The sequence below is a fragment of the Streptomyces stelliscabiei genome, from assembly GCF_014873495.1.
Classification (GTDB): domain Bacteria; phylum Actinomycetota; class Actinomycetes; order Streptomycetales; family Streptomycetaceae; genus Streptomyces; species Streptomyces bottropensis.
The window spans coordinates 3,773,915-3,796,564 of sequence record NZ_JADBGF010000001.1; the positions used below are offsets into that span (position 1 = coordinate 3,773,915).

General features: G+C 70.9%; 25 protein-coding genes, 2 tRNA genes and 1 pseudogene. 14 read left to right on the forward strand and 14 right to left on the reverse strand.

What is annotated here, in order from left to right:
- The first annotated feature begins 11 nt into the window (after positions 1 to 11).
- The 7 genes from H4687_RS16645 to H4687_RS16675 are packed head-to-tail and all read left to right on the forward strand — an operon-like array spanning position 12 to position 3,899.
- Complete coding sequence (locus H4687_RS16645; protein WP_046915813.1) at positions 12 to 866, forward strand: peptidoglycan-binding protein; 855 nt, start codon at positions 12 to 14, stop codon at positions 864 to 866.
- Positions 867 to 884: 18 nt separating this feature from the next.
- Positions 885 to 1,190, forward strand: coding sequence for a hypothetical protein (locus H4687_RS16650; RefSeq protein WP_046915812.1), 306 nt, complete (start codon positions 885 to 887; stop codon positions 1,188 to 1,190).
- Positions 1,191 to 1,226: 36 nt separating this feature from the next.
- Positions 1,227 to 1,493 (forward strand): hypothetical protein, encoded by a 267-nt coding sequence (locus tag H4687_RS16655; RefSeq protein WP_046915811.1) that lies wholly within the window; start codon positions 1,227 to 1,229, stop codon positions 1,491 to 1,493.
- A complete protein-coding gene (locus H4687_RS47515) occupies positions 1,490 to 2,164 on the forward strand; it encodes a collagen-like protein (RefSeq protein ID WP_046915810.1) in 675 nt (224 codons plus the stop codon). The genes H4687_RS16655 and H4687_RS47515 overlap by 4 nt, the downstream gene beginning before the upstream one ends.
- 27 nt (positions 2,165 to 2,191) lie before the next feature.
- Positions 2,192 to 2,638: a hypothetical protein gene (locus H4687_RS16665; RefSeq protein ID WP_046915809.1), complete on the forward strand. Its 447-nt coding sequence runs from the start codon at positions 2,192 to 2,194 to the stop codon at positions 2,636 to 2,638.
- Positions 2,639 to 2,640: 2 nt separating this feature from the next.
- Positions 2,641 to 3,615 carry a hypothetical protein gene (locus tag H4687_RS16670; RefSeq protein ID WP_046915808.1) on the forward strand — a complete coding sequence of 325 codons (975 nt, stop codon included), beginning with the start codon at positions 2,641 to 2,643 and terminating at the stop codon, positions 3,613 to 3,615.
- A 5-nt stretch (positions 3,616 to 3,620) separates the two neighbouring features.
- Complete coding sequence (locus H4687_RS16675; protein WP_046915807.1) at positions 3,621 to 3,899, forward strand: phage fiber-tail adaptor protein; 279 nt, start codon at positions 3,621 to 3,623, stop codon at positions 3,897 to 3,899.
- A gap of 260 nt (positions 3,900 to 4,159) precedes the next feature.
- On the opposite strand, the gene H4687_RS16680 is transcribed toward H4687_RS16675, so the two are convergent.
- A complete protein-coding gene (locus tag H4687_RS16680; RefSeq protein ID WP_050398221.1) occupies positions 4,160 to 4,339 on the reverse strand; it encodes a hypothetical protein in 180 nt (59 codons plus the stop codon).
- A gap of 154 nt (positions 4,340 to 4,493) precedes the next feature.
- Between H4687_RS16680 and H4687_RS16685 the strand changes: the two genes are divergently transcribed.
- The gene (locus H4687_RS16685; RefSeq protein WP_046915806.1) at positions 4,494 to 4,697 is read left to right on the forward strand and encodes a hypothetical protein; all 204 of its coding nucleotides are present in this window, start codon (positions 4,494 to 4,496) and stop codon (positions 4,695 to 4,697) included.
- Here the strand turns inward: H4687_RS16685 and H4687_RS16690 are convergent.
- Positions 4,694 to 5,740: a helix-turn-helix domain-containing protein gene (locus H4687_RS16690; RefSeq protein WP_046915805.1), complete on the reverse strand. Its 1,047-nt coding sequence runs from the start codon at positions 5,738 to 5,740 to the stop codon at positions 4,694 to 4,696. The two genes, H4687_RS16685 and H4687_RS16690, sit on opposite strands and share 4 nt — an antisense overlap.
- A gap of 107 nt (positions 5,741 to 5,847) precedes the next feature.
- Here H4687_RS16690 and H4687_RS16695 point away from each other — a divergent pair, with 107 nt between their 5' ends.
- Genes H4687_RS16695 through H4687_RS16705 form a run of 3 tightly spaced genes read left to right on the forward strand, consistent with a single transcriptional unit; the run spans position 5,848 to position 6,511 of the window.
- Positions 5,848 to 6,165 (forward strand): hypothetical protein, encoded by a 318-nt coding sequence (locus H4687_RS16695; RefSeq protein WP_046915804.1) that lies wholly within the window; start codon positions 5,848 to 5,850, stop codon positions 6,163 to 6,165.
- Positions 6,162 to 6,350: a hypothetical protein gene (locus tag H4687_RS16700; protein WP_046915803.1), complete on the forward strand. Its 189-nt coding sequence runs from the start codon at positions 6,162 to 6,164 to the stop codon at positions 6,348 to 6,350. Before H4687_RS16695 ends, H4687_RS16700 begins: the two co-directional genes overlap by 4 nt.
- Positions 6,347 to 6,511: a hypothetical protein gene (locus H4687_RS16705; protein ID WP_159392187.1), complete on the forward strand. Its 165-nt coding sequence runs from the start codon at positions 6,347 to 6,349 to the stop codon at positions 6,509 to 6,511. The genes H4687_RS16700 and H4687_RS16705 overlap by 4 nt, the downstream gene beginning before the upstream one ends.
- 102 nt (positions 6,512 to 6,613) lie before the next feature.
- On the opposite strand, the gene H4687_RS16710 is transcribed toward H4687_RS16705, so the two are convergent.
- On the reverse strand, positions 6,614 to 6,847 hold the full coding sequence (locus tag H4687_RS16710; RefSeq protein WP_050398220.1) for a helix-turn-helix domain-containing protein: 234 nt from the start codon (positions 6,845 to 6,847) through the stop codon (positions 6,614 to 6,616).
- A 230-nt stretch (positions 6,848 to 7,077) separates the two neighbouring features.
- Here H4687_RS16710 and H4687_RS16715 point away from each other — a divergent pair, with 230 nt between their 5' ends.
- Complete coding sequence (locus H4687_RS16715) at positions 7,078 to 7,296, forward strand: hypothetical protein (RefSeq protein ID WP_050398219.1); 219 nt, start codon at positions 7,078 to 7,080, stop codon at positions 7,294 to 7,296.
- A 62-nt stretch (positions 7,297 to 7,358) separates the two neighbouring features.
- On the opposite strand, the pseudogene H4687_RS16720 reads toward H4687_RS16715, so the two are convergent.
- The 5 genes and pseudogenes from H4687_RS16720 to leuS form a co-directional block, all read right to left on the reverse strand.
- Positions 7,359 to 8,234 (reverse strand): annotated as a pseudogene (locus H4687_RS16720) (ComEC/Rec2 family competence protein); the annotation flags it as partial.
- Between the two features lie 62 nt (positions 8,235 to 8,296).
- Positions 8,297 to 9,241 (reverse strand): helix-hairpin-helix domain-containing protein, encoded by a 945-nt coding sequence (locus H4687_RS16725; protein ID WP_046918124.1) that lies wholly within the window; start codon positions 9,239 to 9,241, stop codon positions 8,297 to 8,299.
- A gap of 462 nt (positions 9,242 to 9,703) precedes the next feature.
- A complete protein-coding gene (locus H4687_RS16730; protein ID WP_046912828.1) occupies positions 9,704 to 10,549 on the reverse strand; it encodes a DegV family protein in 846 nt (281 codons plus the stop codon).
- 111 nt (positions 10,550 to 10,660) lie between these two features.
- Positions 10,661 to 11,461 (reverse strand): hypothetical protein, encoded by an 801-nt coding sequence (locus H4687_RS16735; RefSeq protein ID WP_046912827.1) that lies wholly within the window; start codon positions 11,459 to 11,461, stop codon positions 10,661 to 10,663.
- A gap of 420 nt (positions 11,462 to 11,881) precedes the next feature.
- On the reverse strand, positions 11,882 to 14,761 hold the full coding sequence (leuS, locus tag H4687_RS16740; protein ID WP_046912826.1) for a leucine--tRNA ligase: 2,880 nt from the start codon (positions 14,759 to 14,761) through the stop codon (positions 11,882 to 11,884).
- 493 nt (positions 14,762 to 15,254) lie between these two features.
- On the opposite strand from leuS, the gene H4687_RS16745 reads away from it, so the two are divergent.
- Positions 15,255 to 16,598 carry a ferric reductase-like transmembrane domain-containing protein gene (locus tag H4687_RS16745; RefSeq protein ID WP_046912830.1) on the forward strand — a complete coding sequence of 448 codons (1,344 nt, stop codon included), beginning with the start codon at positions 15,255 to 15,257 and terminating at the stop codon, positions 16,596 to 16,598.
- Positions 16,595 to 18,208 carry an NADH-quinone oxidoreductase subunit NuoF family protein gene (locus H4687_RS16750; protein WP_046912825.1) on the forward strand — a complete coding sequence of 538 codons (1,614 nt, stop codon included), beginning with the start codon at positions 16,595 to 16,597 and terminating at the stop codon, positions 18,206 to 18,208. The genes H4687_RS16745 and H4687_RS16750 overlap by 4 nt, the downstream gene beginning before the upstream one ends.
- Positions 18,209 to 18,373: 165 nt before the next feature.
- On the opposite strand, the gene H4687_RS16755 is transcribed toward H4687_RS16750, so the two are convergent.
- The 6 genes from H4687_RS16755 to H4687_RS16780 form a co-directional block, all read right to left on the reverse strand.
- Positions 18,374 to 18,446, reverse strand: a tRNA-Ala gene (locus H4687_RS16755).
- Positions 18,447 to 18,701: 255 nt separating this feature from the next.
- Entirely contained in the window at positions 18,702 to 18,935 is a 234-nt protein-coding gene (locus H4687_RS16760; protein ID WP_005479297.1) for a hypothetical protein, read from the reverse strand.
- Positions 18,936 to 19,333: 398 nt separating this feature from the next.
- A tRNA-Ala gene (locus tag H4687_RS16765) sits at positions 19,334 to 19,406 on the reverse strand.
- Between the two features lie 127 nt (positions 19,407 to 19,533).
- Entirely contained in the window at positions 19,534 to 20,202 is a 669-nt protein-coding gene (locus tag H4687_RS16770) for a histidine phosphatase family protein (RefSeq protein WP_046912824.1), read from the reverse strand.
- Positions 20,199 to 20,645, reverse strand: a complete 447-nt coding sequence (rsfS, locus tag H4687_RS16775; protein ID WP_005479303.1) for a ribosome silencing factor — start codon at positions 20,643 to 20,645, stop codon at positions 20,199 to 20,201. The genes H4687_RS16770 and rsfS overlap by 4 nt, the downstream gene beginning before the upstream one ends.
- A 208-nt stretch (positions 20,646 to 20,853) precedes the next feature.
- A complete protein-coding gene (locus tag H4687_RS16780) occupies positions 20,854 to 22,650 on the reverse strand; it encodes an LCP family protein (protein WP_046912823.1) in 1,797 nt (598 codons plus the stop codon).

Consider the following 22,650-nt stretch of genomic DNA (forward strand, 5'->3'; position numbering starts at 1 on the left):
GGGGCCTGATCATGGCCGAGTTGTGGATGCCGGGAGCAACCCGACTGGACATCGGCGACCACGCCGCGACCGACGGCGGACCGGCGAAAGCCATCGCGCACATCACGTGGGACGTCAACGCCACCGCCGCCAAGCCCGCCGACCTCATCCCCTATGAGCGGCTCCGCGGCTACTTCTCCGGCGGCGGCAAGGCCGCGTGCCCGCACATCCTGTGGGACCCGTTCACCGGCCGCATCACCCAGTTCCTGCCCGCGAACTCCCGCAGCAAGAGCCTCGCCGACCGGGCCGGCGGCACGCGCACCAACCGTGCAGGCTCCGTCGTCCTCCAGATCGAGGCCCTGTTCTTCCCGTACTGCCGGGTCGGCGACACCGTGTACCCGACCCTCGCGGGCACGCCCTGCAAGGGCTGGACCGAACTCCACGCGTGGGTGAAGTCCTGGGGTGTCGCCGATGCGTGGCCGAACGGACGCCCCGAGAACTGCACCCGCAACGCAACGAACTGGGCAACGAAGAGCGGCTGGTTCCCGCACAAGGCCGTTCCGGAGAACGACCACGTGGACCCGCTGTCCTGGCCGGCGTTCCCGACGGAGCCCGTCGTCGTACCGCCCAAGCCGAAGCACGAGCCATTCCCGGGCGTCGGATTCTTCGCGGCCGGCCGCCATAGCCCGATCATCGCGGCGATGCACAAGCGGCTTGTCGCCGAGGGCTGCAACCGGTACGCGTCGCAGGCGAACGCCGACGTGTGGGGCAGCGGCGACGAACGGTCCTACGCCGCCTGGCAGCGGAAGCTCGGCTACTCCGGCGCTGACGCCGACGGCACTCCCGGCCCTACCTCTTGGGCCCGGCTCCAAGTCCCCAACGTCTGACCCGAAAGCGAGAACGCCATGAACGTCAACCTCGACCAGGCCTACTGGATCGGCCTCCTCGTCTCCGTGATCCTGCCTGTCCTCGTCGGCCTGGTCACCACCAGAGTCACCCACGCTGGAGTCAAGGCCGTCCTCCTCCTCGCCCTGTCCGGGCTCGACGGATTCCTCGTCGAGTACGTCGCGGGCGGGCCCGGCTACGACGTCGGCACGGCCGCGGTGCTCGCGCTCGTCGCGTTCGCCACCGGCGTGCTCAGCCACTTCGGCCTGTGGAAGCCCGTCGGCGTGGCCGGACGAGCGCAGGACACGTTCGTCAAGGCTGCCTGACCTGTCCCGTGAGCGCGTCGGGGAGGTGGTGGTGGCGTGGACGCGGCCATGGTGACGGCGATCGCAGCGGTGGTCGTCGGCACCCTGTCCGCGGCGGGCGTCATGTACGGCAGCCGCGGCGCGAACCGGGCGGCTCGGGAGGGCAACGCGGTGACCGGATTCAGCAGCCTGACGAACGAACTCCAGGAGGAACGCAAGGAGCTGAAGCAGGAGATCGCCACCGTGCGCGCGGAACTGGCGGCGGAGAAGCTGGAGTCGGCCCGGCTGCGGCTCCTCGTGCAGCAGCTCGGAGGCGCGCCATGACGCGGACCGAGCTGGTGCTGTATCGCAACCGGCGGCTACTGCTGCTGACGGCTGTCCTGCTGGTGCTCGGCGGCGGGGTGGCCCTGTCGCTGATTTTGATCGGCCGGGAGGCGGATGCCCGTCGGGAGCTTGCGACGGAGGCGGACCTCCGCGGCACGGCCGTGAGCACGTTGGCGGGTGATGTGCGGGCGTTGCGCGAGCAGGTGCTGGGCGAAGGCGAGATACCGGTGGCGCCGGATCCGACGACGGCGGTGGAGGATCTACCGGATCGGGCTGAGGTACCGGTGCCGATCCCGGGACCGGCCGGGCCTGACGGAGAGGACGGGGAGGACGGCGAGCCGGGCAAGACCGGGCCTTCGGGGACACCAGGCAACGACGGCCAGACCGGAGCAACAGGCCCGCCCGGCGCCACCGGCCCGACGGGCCCGCAGGGTGACGTGGGCCCGCAGGGGCCTGTCGGTCCGCAGGGCGAACGCGGGGAGAAGGGGGACACCGGCGATACGGGCGAGCAGGGCCCGCCCGGACCAGCCTGCCCCGACGGCTACAGCCTCCAGCCGCCGGCCGACGACCCGGACGCGCTGGTCTGCCGGCGGGACAGCGCACCCGACGAGCCCGACGGTAACGCCCCGCAGGCTGTAGCCCTTGATCCGCAACGCAGGCTGTACGCATGAAACCGAACGTGTGAACTGGAGTGAGTCATGGCTAACCTCGTCTTCAACGTGGCCCTCGGCCGCGTCGCATCGCTGGCCGCGCTCGGTGCCGCGTCCGACGCCTTGATCCTCGTGCCCTTGGAGGCGTCGGGGCTGGTCGCGGACTCGACGATGCGGGACTACGACACCCTCGCCGATCTCCTCGCCGGCGCGTCCAACGAGCAGACGACGGTGGGCCGCAAGACGCTCGCGTCGGTGACGGTGACGGTCAACGACACCGACAACAGGGTCGACGTCGACGCCGCCGATGTCACCTGGACGTCGCCGACCGGGAACGCTGTCGGCGCGGTGGTGATCTGCTACGACGCGGACACTGGCACGGGCACCGACGCGGATCTGATTCCGCTGACCAAGCACGATCTGACGTGGTCGCCGGACGGCAACAACTTCACCTTGGCGATCACGGACTTCTTCCGCGCCAGCTCCAGCGCCTAGCCGTGGCCAGCTTCAGCGACGACTTCAACCGGGCCGACAGCAGCGACCTGGGCGCCGGGTGGGTGGAGGTGTCCGGGGACTGGTCGATCGTCTCCCAGCAGCTCTCGCCCGGCGCGGCGGGCGGCACGATCATCCTGCGGGCTGCCGGTGCGATGGACACCGACGACAACTATGCGCAGGTCACGATCGCTGCGACGGTGGCCGCAAGTCAGGGCGTGTGGTGTCGCGGCAACAGCAACATCTCCTCCGGTTACCTGTGGCGCAACGACGGCAGCACGTGGGATCTGTTCTCTGTCGTCGGCGGTAGCTTCACAGCCATCGGCAGCTACGCGGCAGCGGCAGCACCCGGCGACGTCGCGAAGGTGCAGGCCGTCGGCTCCACGATCAAAGCGCTCGTCAACGGCGTCGAACGCGTGTCGCTCACCAACACGCACGTGGTGACCGGCACGAGCGTCGGTATCCGCTCCGAATCCGCCGGCGCCCTGCGATTCGACGACTTCGCCGCCGCAGACGTCACAGCCGGCGTGGTTCTCGAAGCCGCCCTGGAGACCGACGAGGCGCAGAGTCTCGCCGGCGCCAAGTCCGCAACGCTCACCGCTGCAGCGGAGGCGGCCGCCGCGCAGCCGTTGAGTGGGGCGAAGGCGGCCACGCTCGGCGGCGCGGCCGCGGTGGAGTCTGCACTGCTGCTCTCGGGTGCCAAGGCTTCGGTGCTGTCACCGGCTGTGGGGCAGGAGGCTGCGCAGGCCCTGAGCGGGACGGTGTCTGCGGTCCTGGGTGTGGCCGGGGCGGTCGAGGTGGCGTTGCCGCTGACGGGTGTGAAGACGGCCGTGTTGGCGCCTGCGGTGGAGATGGATGCGGCGCGTGCGTTGTCGGCGGTGTCCGTCACCGCGCCCAGCTTGGAGCGCACCTACCAGGTCCCCGCCGAGCGTCGGGTGTTTGCCGTGGTTGCCGAGGATCGCACCCTGATTGTGAGGTAGGCGGGATGTCGAACGCGTATGTCAAGGACCCTGCTGCGTTGTTGGATTACAGCTGGGATTGGTCGGAGTGGCTTGCTCAGGTTGCGGACACGATCAGTTCTGCGACGGTGGCTGTACCTGCTGGGTTGACGGCTGTGGGGTCGCCGGTGGTTGACGAGGGGGTTGTCACTCAGCGGGTGTCGGGCGGGGCGGTGGATGGCGCGTATGTGCTGGTCTGCCAGATCACTACGGTCGGCGGGTTGATCGATGAGCGGTCGATTTACCTCACGATCGGCAACCGGTGAGGGGTGGGCTCGTGGCCCGGATGTTGAGGCGGGTGTCGCCGTCGTTCTGTCCGGTGTGCCGTCGCGGCCCGGCTGGGGTGGACTGCCCGGACGCGGGGCGGTCGAAGAGGGCGCAGCGGGCTCGGGAGAAGCGGCAGTGGAAGCGGGAAGCCCGGCGATCACTTTCGCGGAGCCTCGAAACTGACAAGGGTTTTCACTTTGTCGGCACCGACAAAGTGATGAGGGGTTTTCACGGACCTCCGTAAGAACCTCCTGACCAGCTACGCCGCCTCCACCACCTCAGCCCGTACCGCCTCCGCCCACTCCACATACAGCTCGTCCCGCCGCGCCCGCTGCTCATCCGTCAGAGGTACACGCGGATCCACCCACAGGCTCCTGATCTCGGCGTTGATGGCCGCAGCAGAGCGCACGGGGCCAGAGGCCGGAAGGTTGGGGGGCATGACCCCAGACTATCGACCGGCCACCCCAGATACGCATGGCGGCCTCGGCGACTTTTAGCCGCCGCCCTCCCCGCCGTCACACCCCACGACTATGCTGCCGTTCACCGCCTCCGGGGCCCGAACCCCCGGGGGCGCCCTACTGCCGGGAGTAGCCGTGGAACGCTGGAAGCTGACCTACGCCAACCGTGACGCCATGCTCGGCGAGACGCCCGTCCGGTCCAAGACGGAGGAGTTCGACGCCGACACCGACGGTCTCGACGAGAAGACCGACGAGCAGGCCATCCTCGACAAGCTGCACCACCTGATCGACGAGCACACCGACGGCGCGGGCGTCCTCACCGGAGCCGAGAAGCTCTAGACCCGCCGCTCTGCGTCCTCCAGCCGGGCCAGGTAGTAGCCGTGGTCGCGCGGGAACCCGGCCAGCGCGGGCAGTGCTTCACGGAAGCCGGCCGCCGCATCCGCCCAACGCTGGCAGGCGTACGCCGCATCCGCCGCCTGTAGCCGGGCGCGGGTGGCGTCGAGCCAGTACAGCCAGCCTGGCCGCTCCTCCTCGTCCGGCGCCCGCAGCGCGAGCCCGTGAGCTTCCTCCGCGAGGCGTACGGCCCGGTCCCGCTCCCCGAGCTGCGCGGCAGCCATCGCCTCTTGGTGGACGGCGGCGGCCTCGGCTGCCGGAGACAGCGGGCGGGGGCCGGCGAACCGGGCGCCCTCCGCCGTCCGTAGGGCGCGGACGGGGTCGCCGTACTCCAGCGAGTAGTGGGAACGGACGCGCTGCGCCCAGCTGGCCATGTCCGGGTGCCCGCCGTCGACGGCCCACCCGTGCGCGAGGTCGATCCACGCCAGCGCCGGACCGCGCTTGTCTTCCTGCCAGGACACCCACGACAGCCAGTGCGCATGCTCGGCGGCGAGGAGGAGCAGCCGGTCCGCGGCCGGGCCGCTGGTGCCGGGAATCAGCGCGGTGACCTGGTCCAGCTGCGAGCGGACGATGGGCCACAGGTCCATGCCGCCGACTTCGTCTTCCGCGCGGCGGTGTTGGGCGAGGACGACACCGATCCAGTCGGCGGTGCGCAGGTCGCCTCGGCCGCGGGTGTGGGCGTGCGCGAGCCGCTCTCGCAGTTCGGCGGATGGCCCCCACTCGTCCAGGGTGCGGTCTCGTGTGACTCCGCCCAGTTCTGTCGGCACCTTCAGGCCCCTTGTGATTCGGGCGACGACCTCGGCACTCCTGATCTGGTGTCGTCCCCGTTCCACGTTGGAGACGTAGCCCTGGGTCATGTCCACGAGTTCGCCGAGGTGCCGCTGTGAGATGCCCGCCAGGTGCCGGTAGCGGCGGAAGACGGCGGGCCAGTCGCGGGCCGCCCACGCGGCTCGTAGGCGTCCGTCTCCCCAGGGTTGCTGACCACTCATGGTGACGACGATACGACGCAGATATACGACGGTGATATGGGTTCGAGAATCCGCCACTCCCACGATGTTGTCTCGATCACACCGAGTCGGGTCGGGGAGAGAGCGCCATGCCGAAAGAAGCCGTCACACAGCCGCCGCCGCTATCCCTGCTGCCGCTGGATCTGGTCGGCCTGTCCGGGCCGCAGCGGCGCGGCGCGATCTGCGTGTGGGGTGGCGAGTCCCTCGGCGTGGACGCCGTCAACCTCGGCGACCACCGTCTCGACGGCACGAAGGTCTTCCCCCGCGCCTGCCCCCGCTGCATCGCCGACCAGGCCGCCGAGACCGCGGGCGCGCACGCCGCCATATGCGAATCGTGCGTCGACAACCCGATGGGCTGCGAGACCGTCCGTGCCCTGCGGCGCCTCTACATGGAGCACGCCCGATGAGCGCCCCGGCCGCCAGTGTTGGCGATCTGTCGCCCGAGTGTGAGCTTGCCCGGCGCGCCGAGTACGACAGCCTGCACGCCGACTGCCGGCAGGAAGACGTTCCATTGCCCGGGGCCGTGGGCGTGCTGCTCCAGAAGCGCTGCACCTGCCAATGCCATCCTTCCCCGAAGGTGAGGAAGCCGTGATCAAGATCTGTGGAGACTGCCAGCAGTCGATCCGGGACGGCGAGGAGTACAGGTCGTACCCCATAGACGCGGCGTCGACCGCCGCAGGGGTCGTGTACTTCCACCAGCGGCCGTGCCGGAAGCAGCCGTACCAGACAGCCCCATCCGGCCTCGGCCGCTGAGACCCCCTCGCGCCGGCGCCCGGTAACGCTGGCGTGTGGGTGGCCGCCTTGCGCTGGAGGCGGCCTGGGTGGGCCCGCCGCTCGACCCCCGAGGCGGCGGGCTCACCGCACTAGGTCCGCGAGGGGGACGCCGAGGGCGTGGGCGATCAGCGCCAGGTGGTCGATCAGTGTCGCGTGTGTGCCTTGCTCGATCCGGTTGACCGTCTTGCGGTCCAGGCCGACGTTCTCAGCGAGGCGTTCCTGTGTCAGCTTGTGGCGCGTGCGTTCGGCGCGGACTCGGTCCCCGATCGCTCGACGTTGCAGGAGTACCCAGTCGGGCATGGGGTCGGTTGGCACGGATCAACGCTGGTCAAGCCCGAGATCGATGTCTGTACCATCGATGGGACATTCACGGAACGAAGACCACGGCCATCCGCAACCTATACCTGAATAAAACGCCCGTTCGAGTGACGTTGTATCTTGACCATTGTTCAGGCCAGAGGCTTACCTGATCATTACCCCCACCCCCGCACCAGCCGTCCGCCCCGCGCCACCCCGCAGCGCCCGCACCACAGGTGACCTCACACATGACCGAGCAGCCCGATCCCACTCAGGGCAGCCCCCTCACCCCCACGCAAGCCATGATCATCGACTTCGCCCGCAACGACTCCGCCCGCACCGAGGAACTGGCCCGCCTGCCCCCTGCCAACCTCATCCTCATCATCGAACGCCTACGCGGACGCCTGGACGACATGCTCCACCTCGTCGACGAGATCACCCAGGCCAGCCCCAAGTCGCACCAGTAGCCACCTCCGCCACCCTGAACTGCGAAGATCTCTAACTGTCACCCACCCTCCTCGTCAACCTTCGCTCCGCTGACGGCGAGGAGGTGCGTGAGATCGGTCGCCTTGAACGCCTCGTCCAGCTCGGCCGGGACCCGCGAGGTGTCCCCGACGACGAACCCCGGCAGCAACGCCCGCGCGTCGGCGTCCAGCCCGTCGGTCGCCTCCCGCAGTCCCGCGCGCAGCCGTCCCGCGAGCCGCTGCACGGCGCTCGGCTCCTCCGTCACCACCGGCGCCCCACCGCCCCGCACCCGCAGCACGGCGGCCACCCGGTCGCCGCCGACCATGGCCGGCGCGACCCGCGCCGCGACCCGCACCCGCGTGGACGGCAGAAGCGAGAGCCACAACGCTCGACCGGACCGCTCGTCCACGTCGACCATGACCAGCACCGGTGTGCGTGTCCGCACGTCCGTCCCGTCCGGGCTCCGCACCCGGCGTACCTCGGCCTGGAGGAGCACGGCGGCCGGGGCCGCGTGGTTGCCCCTGATGCGGGGGCGGGTGAGCCGTGGGTCGGCCGTCAGCCGGATCTCCGCGGTCACCCGGGCGTACTGCTCGGCCAGAGCGGGGACGGGCCCCCGCCGCAGATCCGCCCCGTGCAGTCCGGCGGAGGCGGCGGCCGCTCCGGCACAGAGCAGCACAGCGGCGACGGACACCTTCGTCCGAGCCCCGGTCCCACCCCGTACCGGCCCGTCCGCGCGCCCCGGCCTCTGCCGAAGAACCAGCAGGGCCGAGCCCACCACCAGGCAGGTCACGACCACTCCCGTGACCCAGCCGGGCGAGGCGTGCACCATGAGCGCCGCCGTCCCCCACGCGGCCAGCGCCGGGGGCACGAGACGCAGGTCCGTCGGTCCCTCCTGTCTGGGGTGGGCGTCGCCGAGCCGGGTGCCGGCGGCCGCGTGCACGGCGGGCCGCGGCGGAGCGACCCCCGCATCGGCTGCCGCCGTGGCCCCCTCCTGCGTCGTACTCACGGCTGTACGAGGTCGCGCAGGTCGGCGAAGCGGCGGTCCCCGATGCCGTTCACCTCGCGCAGTTCGTCGACCGAGCGGAAGCCGCCGTGGCGGGTGCGGTGGTCGATGATGTGCTGGGCGAGGACGGGGCCGACGCCGGGCAGGGTGTCCAGCTGGTCGGCGGTGGCGGTGTTGAGGGAGACGGGGGCTGTGGGCGCGGCTCCGGTGACGGCGCCACCGGCCCCGACCGCACCCGCCCCGGGCATCGCGCCCGGCCCGGACACCGGCATCGGACGTCCGACCAGGACCTGTTCGCCGTCCACAAGGATTCGGGCGCGGTTGAGCCCGTCGGTCTTCGCCCCCGGCCGGACACCGCCCGCCGCCCGTAGCGCGTCGGCGACCCGGGAGCCGGCCGGCAGCCGTTGGATGCCCGGCCGACGGACCTTTCCGCCGACGTCCACCACGATCGAGGGCCCCGTCGAGGCGACCGCACCGACCGAGGCGTCCGGCACCGCCGCCGCCCGGCCGTCCCCCGCCTCACCGTACGAGGCCGCCGGGCCCCCGGAAGCGCCTGGGGCACCCGCCCGCACCACCTCCGGCGCGCTCACGGTCTGGGTCCGGCCCGTCCAGAAGTGCTGGGCCGCGAACAGCGCAGCGACGACCAGCACCACGCTCAGCGCGGCCACGCTCTTGCGTTCGGTTGCGCACCGCACCTGCAACCACAGCGGCAACCGCTCCCGCAGGGCCGGCCCCATCCGCTCCCGCCACGCACCCCTCGCCGCACGATCGGCATCTCCGAAGCCGACGTCACGACCGGTCGCGAACCTGTCCGCCCCAGCGGTCCTGCCGGTGACAGCGTCATCCCTGCCGACGACGACGGCTTGCTTCTCGGCGGTCTCGGCGGTCTCGGCGGCCTCATCGACATCGACGTCACCAAGCTCCGCGGAAGCCCCAGAGCTCAGGGTCCCCTCCGCGGCGAGAGCCCGGACCGCGCGGCCCTCGCTGCCACCCCTCGGCGTCCCGCCGGTCGCTCCCGGCGGCCCGTGCCCCAACTCCCTTGGTTCTCGCGCCCTCTCGGGGAACAGTGCCTCCGCGCGCAGGCGGAGCGTCTCCGCCGTCGCCCGGCGGCCGGCCCTGCCCCCAGGCTGTCGAGGGCGGTGGCGGGCGCGTCCGTCGGAGGACGGGCCCCTGCCGGGGCCGCTGGTGACCGTCGCAGTGCGTGAACGTGATCGAAGTGCCATGCGACGAGGATCGGGCAGACTCGCCCCGTCGCGATGATCTTGCTCAATTACGGTGGATTACTACCGGGTTGTGGATAACTCCGTCACCCACACGAGCGGTGAAAGTCTCGACGCCCCCGCACCCCCGCGCCCCTAGCCCCGACTCACCGACTCACCGACTCACCGACTCACCGACTCACCGACTCACCGAGGTGAGACGACGACCCCGAGCAGCCCAGGCCCCGTGTGCGCCCCGATCACCGCTCCGACCTCGCTCACATGCAGGTCGGCCAGTCCGGGCACCCGGCTCCGCAGCCGGTCCGCGAGCGCCGAGGCCCGCTCGGGCGCGGCGAGGTGATGGACCGCGATGTCGACCGGCGCGCCCCCCGCCCGCTCGGCGACGATCTCCTCCAGGCGGGCGATCGCCCTGGACGCCGTACGGACCTTCTCCAGCATCTCGATGCGGCCGCCGTCGAGCTGCAGCAGCGGCTTGACGGCCAGCGCCGAACCGAACAGCGCCTGGGCCGCGCCGATCCGTCCACCCCGGCGGAGATAGTCCAGGGTGTCGACGTAGAAGAAGGCGGACGTCCCCGCGGCCCGTTTCTCGGCGGCCGTGACGGCCTCGTCCACCGTGCCGCCCGCCTCGGCGGACTCGGCGGCGGTCAGGGCGCAGAACCCGAGGGCCATCGCGACCATCCCGGTGTCGACCACGCGCACCGGCACGGGTGCCTCGCGGGCCGCGAGCACGGCCGCGTCGTAGGTGCCCGAGAACTCGGCGGAGAGGTGGAGGGAGACGATGCCCGTGGCGCCCGTCTCCGCGACCCTGCGGTAGGTCTCGGCGAACAGTTCGGGGCTGGGGCGCGAGGTGGTGACGGACCGTCGCTTCTGCAGCGCCTGGGCCAGGGAGCGTGCGGAGATCTCGGTACCCTCGTCGAGCGCCTGGTCGCCGAGGACCACGGTCAGGGGCACCGCGATGATGCCGTGACGCTCCATCTCCGGCGGCGGCAGGTAGGCCGTGGAATCGGTGACGATCGCGACATGGCGGGACATGAGCTGGAGGTTACCCGCCCAGCCCCGTCGACGGCAGCCCGGCCCCTCTCACCTGCGACCGTACGGAGCGAGTCGACCGTCCCGGGCGAGCCGTCCGCCGTGGCGACCGGATCAAGTCGTGCTCTCCGGGCGGGGCTTCTTCTGCCACGGGTACGTCGGCCGCGCGCTCGCCGGGGCGATCGCGGGCTTGGGCGGCCCCTCGCCGCCGGGGGACTCACCACCACGGGACTCGGCGGCGCGAGGCTCGGCCGTGCGCGACGCGGGGGTCTCCTGCCAGGTCTGCCCGGTGGAGGCGGTGGCCTCGGGCTTCGGCGCCTCGGGCCACACCGCGGCGGGTTCCGTCGTCCAGTGCCGCAGCGCGCCCGCCTCGACGTCGATCTGCGCACTGAGTGTGTCCAGGTCGTCCTCCGCGAACCTGCGCGCCCTGTCGTGCGCAGCCCAGCGCAGGGAGTCGGCGGACTTGACGACCCGCTCCGTGCGCTCGCGCAGCGCGGGCAGCCGCTGGGCCAGCTTGCTCCGGTCCGGCTCGGGCTCCAGGCGCCGAAGCTCGCCGTCCAGCTCCCGGCCGTGCTTGCTGAGCTGCTCGAAGAGGGCCAGGGACTCCTTCAGGGACTCGTCCTCACCCACCCCCGCCTGCAAGGCCTCCTGGGTGGCCCGCATCGACGTACGCAACTTCAGCCGCAGATCGGCCAGTTGCCCCGCCGGGCCCGGCTGGGCCAGGCTTCTGGCGCGCAGGGTGGTGTCCTCGACGGTCCGCTTGGCCTGGGTGATCGTACGGTCCACGCCACGCTTGGCCGCGCCGACCGCCTTCACCGTGGCGTACACGCCCAGCGCCACGAACAGCACGAAGAACAGGGCGACGATTGCGATGACGGCTTCCACGACGCGCTCCTCCTCCGACCGGCACGGCATGTGCTGCGGCGCTCTTCAACGGTAAACGCAACGGGCAGGTTCCGAGTTCCACCGGAACCCGGAACCTGCCCGTAGGGGACGACCCCGAACCACCGCAGTCAGCACCCGCACGATCACCCGCGGCCGCACGACCTACCGCAGCAGATCCACCACCCGCCGTCAGCCGAACGACCACCGCCAGCCGCCGCTGACTACCACCGGTCGTCCGCGGACCACCGTCAGTCGTCCGCGGACCACCGTCAGTCCTCCTCAGGCCACCGCCGGCCGCCACCGACTACCGCCGGTCGTCCTCAGACCACCGCCAGTCGCCCCACGGATCACCCGCAGCACCCCACAGACCACCAGTCGTCCCGCAGCACCCCACGGACCACCGCCGGTGGTCCCGCAGCGCCCGGCGGAGCACTCCGCCGGGCGCCCCGCTCACGTGACGATGTTCACCAGCTTCGGCGCCCGCACGATCACCTTCCGGATCGGGGCCCCGGCCAGCGCCGCGACCACCTTCTCGTCGCCCAGAGCCACCTTCTCCAGCTCCTCCTCGGAGATGGCCGGCGACACCTCCAGGCGGGCCTTGACCTTGCCCTTGATCTGGACGACGCAGGTGACGGCCTCGTCGACGACGTACGCCGGGTCGGCGACGGGGAAGTCCCGGTGCACGACCGAGTCCGTGTGGCCCAGCTTGCGCCACAGCTCCTCGGCGATGTGCGGGGCCAGCGGCGCGACCAGCAGGACCAGGGCCTCGGCGACGGGGCGGGACACCGGGCCGCCCACCTTGGTCAGGTGGTTGTTCAGCTCGGTGATCTTGGCGATCGCGGTGTTGAACCGCATGCCCTCCAGGTCCTGCCGTACGCCGTCGATGGCCTTGTGCAGCGCGCGCAGGGTGTCCTCGCCGGGCTCGTCGTCCACCACGGTCACCTCGCCGGTGGCCTCGTCGACGACGTTGCGCCACAGCCGCTGCAGCAGGCGGAACTGACCGACCACCGCGCGCGTGTCCCACGGCCGGGAGACGTCCAGCGGGCCCATCGCCATCTCGTACAGGCGCAGCGTGTCCGCGCCGTACTCCTCGGCGATCGACTCGGGAGTGACGGCGTTCTTCAGGGACTTGCCCATCTTGCCCAGCAGGCGGCTGACCTTCTCGCCCTGGTAGTAGTAGGCGCCGTCGCGCTCCTCCACCTCGGCGGCCGGTACCGCGAAGCCACGGCTGTCGCGGTAGACGAAGGCCTGGATCATGCCCTGGTTGAACAGCTTGTGGAACGGCTCGGCCGAGGAGACGTGCCCCAGGTCGAACAGGACCTTGGACCAGAAGCGCGCGTACAGCAGGTGCAGCACGGCGTGCTCGGCGCCGCCGACGTACAGGTCGACACCGCCGTGCGGCTGGCCCTCGCGCGGACCCATCCAGTAGCGCTCGATCTCCGGGTCGACCAGCTTCTCGGAGTTGTGCGGGTCCAGGTAGCGCAGCTCGTACCAGCAGGAACCGGCCCAGTTGGGCATGGTGTTGGTCTCGCGGCGGTACGGGCGCGGGCCGCGTCCGTCGCCCAGGTCCAGCGTGACGTTCACCCAGTCCTCGTTGCGCGAGAGCGGCGTCTCGGGCCGGGTGTCGGCGGCGTCCGGCTCGAAGGTGCGCGGCGAGTAGTCCTCGACCTCGGGCAGCTCCAGCGGCAGCATCGACTCGGGCAGCGGGTGCGCGACGCCGTCCTCGTCGTAGACGATCGGGAAGGGCTCGCCCCAGTAGCGCTGGCGGCTGAACAGCCAGTCGCGCAGGCGGAAGTTGACGGTGCCCCGCCCGATACCGGACCGCTCCAGCCACTCGGTGATGCGCGCCTTGGCCTCGACGACGCCCAGGCCGTCCAGGGACACGCCCTCACCGCTGGAGTTGATGATCTTCGCGTCGTACGAGGCGAAGGCGTCCTCCCAGGTGGAGGTGTCCGTGCCGCGGCCGTCGGTGGGCTCGACGATGCAGGTGACGGGCAGTTCGAAGGCGCGCGCGAACTCGAAGTCGCGCTGGTCGCCCGCCGGGACGGCCATGATCGCGCCGGTGCCGTAGCCCATCAGGACGTAGTCGGCGATGAAGACCGGGATCTTCTCGCCGTTGACCGGGTTGGTCGCGTACGAGCCGGTGAAGACGCCGGTCTTGTCCTTGGCCTCGGCCTGCCGTTCGACGTCGGACTTGGAGGCGGCCTGTGCGCGGTAGGCGGTGACGGCGTCGGCCGGGGTCGCGTGGCCGCCGGTCCACACGTCGTGGGTGCCCGCGGGCCAGGCGTCCGGGGTGAACTTGTCGACCAGCGGGTGCTCGGGGGCCAGGACCATGTAGGTCGCGCCGAACAGGGTGTCGGGGCGGGTGGTGAAGACGGTGATGTGCTCGCCGTCGATGGGGAAGTCGACGCGGGCGCCCTCGGAACGGCCGATCCAGTTGCGCTGCTGCAGCTTGATGGCCTCGGGCCAGTCCAGCTCGTTCAGGTCGTCCAGCAGGCGGTCGGCGTAGGCGGTGATGCGCATGTTCCACTGGCGCAGCTTGGCCTTGAAGACGGGGAAGTTGCCGCGCTCGGAGCGGCCGTCGGCGGTGACCTCCTCGTTGGCCAGCACGGTGCCCAGGCCGGGGCACCAGTTGACCGGCGCGTCGGAGGCGTACGCCAGGCGGTGTCCGCCCAGCACGTCGGCACGCTCGGTGGCGCTCAGCCCGCTCCAGGAGCCGCCGCCGGGCAGCGCGCGCTCACCGGACTCGAACTGGGCGACCAGCTCGGCGATGGGGCGGGCCCGCTTCGCCTCGTCGTCGTACCAGGAGTTGAAGATCTGCAGGAAGATCCACTGGGTCCACTTGTAGTAGTCCGGGTCGATCGTGGCGAACGACCGGCGCTTGTCGTGGCCCAGGCCCAGCCGGCGCAGCTGGGACTTCATGTTGTTGATGGCCGCTTCGGTGGTGATCCGGGGGTGCTCACCGGTCTGCACGGCGTGCTGCTCGGCGGGCAGGCCGAAGGCGTCGAAGCCCAGGGTGTGCAGGACGTTGTGGCCGGTCATCCGCTGGAAGCGGGCGAAGACGTCGGTGGCGATGTAGCCCAGGGGGTGACCGACGTGCAGGCCCGCACCGGAGGGGTACGGGAACATGTCCATGACCAACTTCTTGGGCTTGGCGGCCAGTCCGGGGTCGCCCGCCAGATCACCCGTCGGGTTGGGGGCCGCGTAGGTGCCCTCGGCGTCCCAGAAGTCCTGCCAGCGTGCCTCGATGTCGGCCGCGACGGCGGCCGTGTAGCGGTGCGGCGCTGCGTCCACCGCCGTGTCAGTGGCAGCGGGGTTCGTCTCGCTCATGATCCTCAAAGCTCCATCGATCGTCTCTGCCAGCGGCTTGTGTCGTCGGAAAACGAAAAATCCCCTCGCACAGGAGGGGACGCCGCGCCGATGCCGACCACGCCGTTCATCGGCGGTCGGGACTGATCAGCGCGGCTCACTAAGCAGAAGGCGTACGGCACGCATGGGCTCAGGGTACCGCAGCCGTCACAGCCGTCGCGACGAGGTTCCGGCCCCTCGGCGGGCCGGAACCAGCGGCGTGTCCGCCACAGGTTCCGGCCAAAAAAGTTGAACTTTATTCAAAACTTACTTCGCGTAACAACCACTAACGGGCATCACAGATGTGAGATTGGTCCTTGATAACAACGCAATAACTCAAACCTCGTACCGCCCGGTATTGGCACCACTTACAGTTCGACGACGGGACCGCTTTCCCGAACTGTTCGGAGTTGCCCCCATGAACCCTCGTCGCAGTAACAGCTCGATGCCCCAGACCGGCCGTTCGGCCTACGGGATGGCCACGGCTGCCGCTCTACTGCTGATACCCGTAAGTGTGCTGGTCGGAGGTGACGCGTACCGGGAGTTCCTCGACTTCGGAGCGGGCGTGCTCTCGCTCGTCTCGTTGACCTGCTCGGTGCTCTGGGGGCTCGTCGCCCAGGACCGGACCCTGCTGACCGTGCGCCAGCGGATCATCGGCCAGGCCGTCCACCGGACGACCGCCATCGCGTCCGTCGCGTTCCTCGTGCTGCACGTCACGGTCAAGCTGGCGCTCAACCACGTCTCCGCGATCGCCCTGTTCCCCTTCGCGCTCGGCGTGACGGGCACCGGAGCGCTCATCGGCTTCGGCGCCACCGCCGGATCCATGATGATCTTCGTCGCCATCACCGGCGCGCTGCGCAGCAACTTCGCGTCCCCGGCGCCGGTCGCGGCACGCTGGCGCGCGATGCACATGATGGCCTACCCGGCCTGGTGTTTCGCGCTCGTGCACGGACTCTACGCGGGTCGCGAAGCGAAGCCGATCTTCATCACCCTCTACTCCCTCGGCCTGGTCGCCGTCGCCGCCGCCCTGCTGCTGCGCGCCGCGCCGCGCCCGGTCAAGCGCCAGGTGGTCGAGCGGATCGCCGCCGTCCTCGGCACCGACGGCCAGCGTCCCCCCGAGGTCGACGACCTCGTGAAGTCGCGCTCCGCCCTGCAGGGCACGGACGAGCCCGGCGGACGCCGCGAGGGTGGCCGGCGCGAAGGCGGACAGCGCGACCGGATGCGCGACACCGGCCAGTTCCCGCTGCCCGGCTTCGGCGGCGGACAGGGCAACCCCCCGCTCGGCGACCCGCTGGTGCCCCCGCAGCGCGGGGCGGCCGCCGTGGCCGACAGCGGCCCCGGCTTCGCGGCCGCCTACCGCGCGGTGTCGATGACCCCGCGCGCGGCGGAGCCCACGGCGCCCTATCTGACCCAGCAGCAGCCGCCGTTGGACATGCAGCCCACCCAGGCCATGCCCCGCATGGACGACGGCTCGACCACCGGGAGCACCCGCTGGCCGGCCCCGTCCCCGCCGCCGGTGGGCGAGGCGCCCCCGTCGTCGTACGACCCGATGCAGGACACGTTCGCCGGACAGCCGCTCGGCGGGCAGACCTATCCGGGCCAGGCGTACCAGAGCCAGACCTACCAGGGCGAGACGTACAACACGGGTGTCTCAGAAACTCCCTACGGAACCGCTGAGACGAACGCCCCCTACGGCACGTACAACCCGAACGACACGTACAACAGCGGTCCCGCCACTGAAACGCTGTCCGGCTACGACGACTACAACCAGCCGGGCTCAGGCGAACCCTGGAACGCGCCTTCCGGAGGATTTAAGTGAACGAGGCCCTTCCCGACGTCCCCGAAGTCCGAGTGGTGGGGCTCCCCCAACTCACCTCGGGCTTCGACCTCGTCGAGAGACTCGACCTCCCCATGCACCTCAAGGTGCACGGTCCGCTCGAACCGATGGGCGGCGAACAGCTCGCCCAGCTGTCCGAACGGATCAACCTCAAGGGCAGGGGCGGCGCGGGCTTCCCGTTCCACAAGAAACTGCGGTCGGTCGCCGAGTCGGCGATCAAGCGCGGCATCCGGCCCGTCGTGGTCGTCAACGGCAGCGAGGACGAACCCGCCTGCCGCAAGGACACGGTGCTCATCAACCGTGCCCCGCACCTCATCCTGGACGGCGCCCTGCTCGTCGCCGAGGCCCTGGGCGCACGTCAGCTCGTCATCGGGGTGACACGTGAATCCACCGAGCGCTCGATGGAGGCGGCACTCGCCGAGCGCGGGCTGAGCAACCGGCGCGGCGCCGCCATCCGCGCGAGCGTGCAGCGCAACCCGGTGCGGATGGTCACCGGCGCCGCCGGCTCGCTGATCCGTTCCATCGACGGCGGGCCGCCCATCCCGCCGGGCCGCAAGACCAGCGCGTCCAAGAGCGGTGTCGGCGGCGCGCCGACGCTGCTCTCCAACGCCGAGACCTTCGCCCAGCTCGCCATCGGCGCCCGCATCGGCTCCGAGCGGTACGGCAACACCGGCCTGTACGACGAGCCGGGCACCGTCATGCTCACCGTGTCCGGCGCGGTCGCCCGCCCCATGGTGATCGAGGCACCCACCGGCGTGCCGCTGCGCTACATCCTGCAGCTGGCCGGCGCGCCGCCGGTCCCGCAGGGCGTGCTGACCGGCGGCTACCACGGCAAGTGGATCGACGCGGCGACGGTCAACGAGGCGGTCGTCTCGCGCAACTCGCTGGACGCGGTGGGCGGTGCGCTCGGCGCGGGCGCGATCCTGCCGATCAGCCAGGACACCTGCCCGCTCGGCGAGTCGCTCCAGGTCGCCAAGTGGCTCGCCGAGGAGAGCGCGGGACAGTGCGGCCCCTGCTACCTCGGTCTGCCGGCGGCCGCGCGCGGCATGGAGGACATCCTCAACGGCGGCGGTCCGGCCGCCCTGGAGGCCCTCAAGCAGGTCGCGAAGAACGTCAAGCGGCGCGGCGCGTGCTCGCACCCCGACGGTTCCGCGATGTTCCTGGAATCGACCATCAAGGCGTTCACGGACGACCTCGCCGCGCATGTCCTCGGCAACGGCTGCGGCCGTCCCGTCGAGGGCGTGCTGCCGCTCTTCGAGGGCGGCAGGATGCCCACCGGCATCCCGGGCGGTGCCGGCGAGGAGGAGACCGGCAGCCGACAGAAGATCTTCGTCGACTGGACGCTCTGCCGGGGTCACGGCCTGTGCGCCGACATCCTCCCCGAGGTCTTCCAGCTCGGCGCCGACGGCTTCCCCACCGTCGCCCAGGCGAAGGTCCCCCAGTACGCCGAGGCCAAGGCCCTGCGCGCGGTGCGCCGCTGCCCCGCGCTCGCCCTGCGCCTGGAGGAGGACAACCGCGCCTCCGCCCCGTCCCGCAACCTCCCGGTCCTCTCCCCGGGCCGTGGCCGCCGGGCCCTGGGCAGCGGTCGCTGACGCACGGACGCCGAAGGGCGGGTCACCCCGGTCGGGGGCGACCCGCCCTTCTCCGTTCCGCCGCGGCCGCCGAGACTCCACTGCGGTCCACCGAGCGCCTCTGCGGTCCACCGAGTGGCGCCACCAACGCGAAGACCCCGTCCACTTGGGACGGGGTCCTTTCTGTGGAGCTAAGGAGAATTGAACTCCTGACCTCCTGCATGCCATGCAGGCGCTCTACCAACTGAGCTATAGCCCCTTGCCGTGCTGTCCGCCCGGTCTCCCCGGCGACGACGCCAACATTACCGGTCCCTCACGCGCACCACCAAATCGATTCCGGCGGACCCGAAAGAGGAGTTGATTTGATGCTGAATGTCGGATATCGAACCCCCGGTCACCCGCCCGCCGTTCACGACCGCCGACGACGGCCGCCGTCGGGCCGCCACAAGGGCACCGGAGCACCCCTGACGCCCCCGCCATGGGCGGGGGCCGGGCAGGGCCGCGGAGTTGACGCTCAGGCCGTCACGAACGAATAGAAGCGCTTGAGCGTGCAGTGCTCCTCCAAGAGCCGGCCGTAGATCGGCTCACCCTCCAGCTCACGGTACGTCTCGATCGGGTCGCCTTTTATGATCAGCGCCCGCGCGCATTCCTCGCACCAGTACTGGTAGTCGGCGTTGACAGGCTCCATGTCGCGGACGATGGGCGTGCCGCTGCCGCACCAGTCGCACTTTCTCCTGTGTGCACCCATCGTTCAGCTCCAGCTGTGGCCGCAGGCCGTGCACACGTAGGAGATCCCTCCGTTGTCACCGAGGACTTGGGCCACGTGGAGCGAGCCGCAGGAAGGGCAGAGGAGGGTGGTCTTGCTCCGCATCACCACCCTCACGGGAAGGTCGTGGACCCTCCCGCGGATGCTCGCAGGCATCGCTTCTCCCTCCCGTCGGGCCGCGCCCCCTTCCGGCCGTTTGATTCTGCCACGGCCGGACCAATACGGTCAGCGACGCCTTCGTACCAGTCCGGGCGAGGAGCGGGAAAGAAGACGTCCTCAGAGCTATACGCCTCCGGAGCGGCGACTGCTCAAGAAGGGACGCAGGTCACACACGAAAAATCCCGTCCCCTCGCGGGAACGGGATCTTCTGTACCGATCTGTGGAGCTAAGGAGAATTGAACTCCTGACCTCCTGCATGCCATGCAGGCGCTCTACCAACTGAGCTATAGCCCCTTGCGTCACGCGGTGAACCGCGTGGTGTCCGGTCCCGCTCGGCGGGGCGAACAAGAAGAACTTTAGCCTGCGACCAGCCGGAAAGTGAAATCCGGGCCGCGGCCCCGGTACGGGGCCGCGTACGGGGTCAGTCGTCGTCGCCGAGCACCGGCTCGGGCAGCGTGCCGGCGTTGTGCTCCAGGAGCCGCCAGCCGCGGGCGCCCTCGCCGAGGACGGACCAGCAGCAGTTGGAGAGGCCGCCGAGGCTCTCCCAGTGGCGGGGCTCCAGACCGAGGAGGCGCCCGATGGTGGTGCGGATGGTGCCGCCGTGGCTGACGACCACGAGCGTGCCGCTCTCCGGGAGCTTGTCGGCGTGCCGGAGCACCACGGGGGCGGCACGGTCGGCGACCTCGGTCTCCAGTTCGCCGCCGCCGCGGCGGATCGGCTCGCCGCGCTTCCACGCGGCGTACTCCTCGCCGTGCCGGGCGATGATCTCGTCGTGTGTGAGGCCCTGCCAGACGCCCGCGTAGGTCTCGCGCAGGCCCTCGTCGTGGCTGACCTCCAGACCGGTGAGCGCGGCCAGCTCGGCGGCCGTGTCGGCGGCACGCCGCAGGTCGGACGCGACGATCGCGTCGGGCTTGAGGGAGGCGAGCAGCCGCGCGGCCCGGCGTGCCTGGCCGAGTCCGGTCTCGGTCAGCTCGACGTCCGTGGTGCCCTGGAAGCGGCGCTCCACGTTCCACGAGGTCTGGCCGTGCCGCCAGAGGATGAGGCGGCGGCCCTTCCCCGTGCGGGAGGCCGCCTCGGTGCCCGCGGTCACCGCAGCTCCCCGTCCAGCTCGGCCTCCTCCTCGGCTGCGCGCAGCTTGGCGTGCTCGGCGCCCTTGCCCCGGGTGGCCTTGGCGTCGGCGGGCAGTTCCAGCTCGGGGCAGTCCTTCCAGAGCCGCTCCAGCGCGTAGAAGACGCGCTCCTCGCTGTGCTGGACGTGGACGACGATGTCGACGTAGTCCAGCAGCACCCAGCGGGCCTCGCGGTCGCCCTCGCGGCGGACCGGCTTGGCGCCGAGCTCCTTGTTCAGCCGCTCCTCGATCTCGTCGACGATCGACTTGACCTGGCGGTCGTTGGGCGCGGAGGCGAGCAGGAAGGCGTCCGTGATGGACAGCACATCGCTGACGTCGTACGCGATGACGTCGTGCGCGAGCTTGTCGGCGGCCGCCTGCGCGGCGGTGGTGATGAGCTCGAGGGAGCGGTCGGTGGCGGTCACTACACGGCTTTCGGTCGTCGGTCAGGAACCCTCACGGGCTACCCCAAGGGTCTCACGGCCCACCGACACCGCCCCACGCGTTAATCGATCGGGCCCCGGAGCGACGCCGATGCGGCGGCTCCGGGGCCCGATGTCGATCACTCCGATGTCGATCACCCCGGTGCGGTCATCCCGGTGCGGTCGTGCCGGTGCGGTCAGCGCGGCACGGTCACCCCGTGGTCCCGGTCGTGCCCGTCGTGCCGGTGGTTCCCGTCGTTCCCGTCGTCCCGGTCGTGCCCGTCGTCTCGTAGTTCTGGCCGAGGACGACGGAGACGTCGGCGTTGGACGTGGTCTCGCCCTTCTTCACGGCGCTGGTCGGCAGGCCGAGGGTCTTGGCGACCTCGACGGCGTCCTGTTTGCGCGCCGCGTCGGAGTAGGTGACCCGGGAGGTGGCCTCGGCGGTGGCGGTCGTGCCGGCGTCGAGGAAGGTGTAGCCGCCGTTGAGGACGACCACGCGGGCCTGCTCGGTGGCGTCCTTCTCGCCGGTGGCGTTGCGGATGCCGACACGGACGGCGTCCCCGGCGTCGGGGCTCTTGGCGGCGCCGCCGAGCAGGTCCTTGACCACGCGGTCGGAGTCCTCGGCGCTGAGCGTGCCGTCCTGCTGGACGGGCAGCAGCTCCGTCCTGTAGTCGCCGCCCTTGGCGTGGTCGGCGAGCTTGGCGAGGAAGGTGCCGAGGTCCTTGTCGCCGAGCGAGGGGTCGAGGATCTGGGCCAGCGTCTGCACGGTGACCGTGGCGGCCTGCGCGTCGGACGACAGCTTGCGCAGCACGCCCTGCATGACCTGCCCGAACCGCTTGAGCTGCGCGTCCTGCGTCTCGCCCGGGGCCCGGTAGGTGGCGTAGGCGACAGCCATCTTGCCGCTGAGGGTCTGTGCCTTGCCCTTGGTGACGAGGGGGGCCTCGGTCTTCTTCTTCGCCTCGGGGTCGGGCACGTTCGCGTTCGTGTCGATGTCGATGTTTCCGACGAGTCCGACGAGGTTGTTCAGGTACGGGGTGTCCAGCCGCCAGGTGCCCTCGATGTCGGTGCCGAGGACGGTGTCGAGCGCGTCGCGGGTCCCGGAGGAGCCGTCGTCGTCGACGGATTTGGCGAGGGTGGTCGTGGTGCCGTCGTCGGCGGTCAGGGCGAGGGCGTTGGGGATCAGGACGGTGGCGCCCCGCTGGGTGGTGGCGTTGTCGACGAGCAGCGCCGTGGAGGTGCCGCCGTTCCTGGTGTCGTGCAGGTGGACGACGACCACGTCCCGCTTCTGGGCGGCCGCGGAGGTCGTGGCGCCGGTCCGCTCGTCCGGGGAGGAGCCGGGCAGCATGCCCGCCCACCACAGGTAGCCGACGCCACCGACCGCGACGAGCGCGAGGGCGACGACCAGGGCGACCATCCGGGTCCTGGCCCGCCGTTTGGCCTCCTCGCGGCGCTCGGTGCGGTTCTCGGTGAAGTTCAGCCAGTCGATGACGTCCTCGGAGTCGCCGTCGGGCTCCTCGACGAAGGCGAACTGCTCGGTGCGGTAGTCCGGTTCGGCGCTGCCCGCTTCGGCGGAGTCCGCTTCGGCCGGGTTCGATTCCGCGAAGGGATCGCCGGTCCGCGGGTCGCTGCCCTCGGCGGTCCCCGGGGGCGCCGACTGCTGCGGGATGTAGGCGGTCTGCCCGGCGACGGGCGTCTGCAGGCCGGTGGCCGCGGTCTGCCCGTAGGGGTCGTACGGGTCGTAGGCGGGTGCCGGTGCCTGCTGACCCTGGTCGTAGCCCGTGCCGTAGCCCTGGGCGGGCTGCTGCTGGACCTGGCCGGTCGCGTACGGGTCGTAGCCGTAGCCCTGGACGTACCCCTGGGGCTGCTGTGCCCCGTAGGGGTCGTACGCCTGTTGCTGAGGCACCTGCTGGGCGGGCACCTGTCGGTACACCGGCTGCCCGAACTCGTCGTAGCCGACGAGTTCGTAGCTCTGGTCGCCTCCGTAGCCGGCGTCGTATCGGTCGTTCAC